The sequence below is a fragment of the Neisseria sp. P0016.S008 genome, from assembly GCF_051957775.1.
Classification (GTDB): Bacteria; Pseudomonadota; Gammaproteobacteria; order Burkholderiales; family Neisseriaceae; genus Neisseria; species Neisseria flavescens_B.
This window is the reverse complement of the sequence record NZ_JBQCWB010000017.1, coordinates 1-3,024: the sequence shown is the minus strand read 5'-3', so window position 1 is coordinate 3,024 and position 3,024 is coordinate 1. Positions and strand designations below refer to the sequence as shown.

2 protein-coding genes and 1 pseudogene are annotated in these 3,024 nt (G+C 53.4%); all 3 read left to right on the top strand.

What is annotated here, in order from left to right:
* Positions 1–386 (top strand): annotated as a pseudogene (locus tag ACTHS8_RS10760) (divalent metal cation transporter); the annotation flags it as partial.
* A 156-nt stretch (positions 387–542) separates the two neighbouring features.
* Complete coding sequence (prfA, locus tag ACTHS8_RS10755; RefSeq protein WP_440373704.1) at positions 543–1,619, top strand: peptide chain release factor 1; 1,077 nt, start codon at positions 543–545, stop codon at positions 1,617–1,619.
* Between the two features lie 149 nt (positions 1,620–1,768).
* On the top strand, positions 1,769–3,024 hold a 1,256-nt coding region (gene pta, locus ACTHS8_RS10750), incomplete at its 3' end, for a phosphate acetyltransferase (RefSeq protein ID WP_440373703.1).

Here is a 3,024-nt window from a genome sequence, read left to right as displayed (position 1 = left end):
CCTTCGCCTGCATGTACGGCACCACCATTACCGTAGTGGACGGCTACGCACGCGCGATTGCCGAACCGGTACGCCTGCTGCGCGGCAAAGACAAAACCGGCAATGTCGAATTGTTTGCCTGGAACGTCTGGGTTGCAGGTTCGGGCTTGGCCGTGATTTTTTGGTTCAACAGCGCGATGGCCGAGCTGCTCAAATTCGCCATGATCACCGCCTTCGTTTCAGCCCCTGTGTTCGCTTGGCTGAACTACCGCCTCGTCAAAGGCGACAAACGCCACAAACTGACCATGGGCATGAACTTCCTCGCCATCCTCGGCTTGATTTACCTGACCGGATTTACCGTTTTGTTCCTACTGAACCAAACAGGCATCTTGGCTGCGCCTAAATAAGCCCATACTAAAAAAGGCCGTCTGAAACTTAAAAACAGGTTTCAGACGGCCTTTCCAATCAATCATATCTTTTTGAATTTTCATTCAAACCCATTATAATGACTCCTTATTTCGCCGTTGCAGACCACTCGACGGCATCCGTATTTTGGAAAATTTATGAAGCCGTCTATCTTAGAAAAACTACAACAACTCAGCGACCGACTGGAAGAAGTCACGCACCTGCTCGGTCAGCCTGAAGCCACGTCCGACATGGACAACTACCGCAAACTCACACGCGAACACGCAGAACTGACCCCCATTGTCGAAGTCTTTCAAAACTATCAGCTGGCGCAAAGCGACTTGGCAGATGCCGAAGAAATGCTGTCCGACCCTGAAATGAAAGACTTCGCTGCCGAAGAAATCGAAGCGGCAAAAGCCAAAATCGACGAACTCGATACCGAGCTGCAAAAACTGCTGCTACCCAAAGATGCCGACGACGATAAAAACATCTTTATCGAAGTACGCGCCGGTACCGGTGGCGACGAAGCCGCGCTGTTTGCAGGCGATTTGTTGCGCATGTACAGCCGCTACGCCGAACGCAACCGCTGGCAGGTTGAAATCGTTTCCGCCAACGAAAGCGAATTGGGCGGCTATAAAGAAGTCATCGCCCGCATTATCGGCTTGGGCGCGTACAGCCGTCTGAAATTTGAATCCGGCGGCCACCGTGTGCAACGCGTCCCTGCCACCGAAAGCCAAGGCCGCATCCACACTTCGGCCTGTACCGTTGCCGTCATGCCCGAAGCGGACGAACTCGAAGACATCGAATTGAACCCCGCAGACCTGCGCATCGATACCTTCCGCGCATCCGGCGCAGGCGGTCAGCACATCAACAAAACCGACTCCGCCGTCCGCATTACCCACTTGCCGACAGGCATGGTGGTCGAATGCCAAGACGGCCGCAGCCAACACGCCAACAAAGCGCAGGCGATGAAAGTCCTCGCCGCACGCCTGAACGACGCGCAAAAACGCGAAGCCCAAGCCAAAGAAGCCGCCGAACGCAAATCCCTGATCGGCAGCGGCGACCGCAGCGAACGCATCCGCACCTACAATTACCCACAAGGCCGCGTGACCGACCATCGCATCAACCTTACCCTGCACAAACTGGATTTTGTGATGGACGGTGATTTGGAAGAAATCACCAATGCCCTGATTGCCGAGCATCAAGCCGAGCTTTTGGCGACAATGGGGGATTGATGGATTTGGTCCATTGCGTTTATACTTTTCAGACGGCCTGATGACATATGTCAATATGACCGTGTATATGTTATCCCAAAGTGATAAAATGCAGCACCAGCTGCACAACAGCAACACCCTTCTACAATCACCGAAAGAGAGGACACAAAATGGCAAAAATCCTGATCGCACCGGTATCTACCGGCCTGAGCGCCGATGCAGCGGCAAAAGCATTTGCAGCGGCATTGAATGCGCAAGTTTTCCAAGCCGTTGACTCCACTACAGAAGCCCTGTTGGCTCAAGGCAAGAGCGACGACTGGTTTGACGCACTTGTCGGTAAAGTTGCAGCATTGAACGCAGATAATCTCGTTATCGAAGGTATTACTCCTGATGCAGACAAATTGTTCTTGGCAGGCAAAAACGTTGAATTGGCACTGTCTTTGGACGCAGGCGTTGTCTTGGCGTTGAAATCCGACAATACCGACGCGGCCGCTATCGCCCAACAATTAAACCTCGCCAAACAGCTCTACACTAATTCCCCGGGCTTATTGGAAGGTTTCATCATTGACGGCATAGCCGCAGCTTTAGGCGCACAAGTTGCCGAGCAAACCGGCCTGACTTTCTTCGGCTCCAGCGACAAACTGCAAGACGTATCCGCTTTGGCCAAACGCGAAGCCAAACGCCTGTCTCCAGCCCAATTCCGTTACAACCTGATCGATTTTGCCCGCAAAGCCGATATGCGCATCGTTCTGCCTGAAGGCGCAGAACCGCGCACCGTCGCCGCTGCCGCTATCTGTCACGAAAAAGGCATCGCCCGTTGCGTACTGTTGGCGACCCGCGAAGAAGTTGAGGCCGTAGCGAAAGAACGCGGCATCTCCCTGCCTGATTCTTTGGAAATCATCGATCCTGCTTCTTTGGTTGAACAATACGTCGAGCCAATGTGCGAATTGCGCAAATCCAAAGGCCTGACTCCTGAAGACGCACGCAAACAGCTGCAAGACACCGTCGTACTCGGCACCATGATGATGGCTCAAAACGACGTAGACGGTTTGGTTTCCGGTGCAGTCCACACTACTGCCAACACCATCCGCCCTGCCTTGCAACTGATTAAAACCGCTCCGGGCGCAAGCCTCGTATCCAGCGTATTCTTCATGTTGCTGCCTAACCAAGTTTTGGCATTTGCCGACTGCGCGGTTAATCCGAACCCAACTCCGGAACAACTGGCCGACATCGCCATCCAATCTGCCGACAGCGCCAAAGCCTTCGGTATCGATCCAAAAGTAGCCATGATTTCCTACTCTACCATCAACTCAGGCAGCGGCCCTGATGTCGATGCAGTGATCGAAGCCACCAAACTGGCGAAAGAAAAACGCCCTGATTTGGCCATCGAAGGCCCGCTGCAATACGATGCGGCTACCGTTCCATC

What these genes read in the sequence shown, in the direction of transcription:
- prfA (WP_440373704.1), top strand. Translation starts at nt 543, where the DNA reads ATGAAGCCGTCTATCTTAGAAAAACTACAACAACTCAGCGACCGACTG.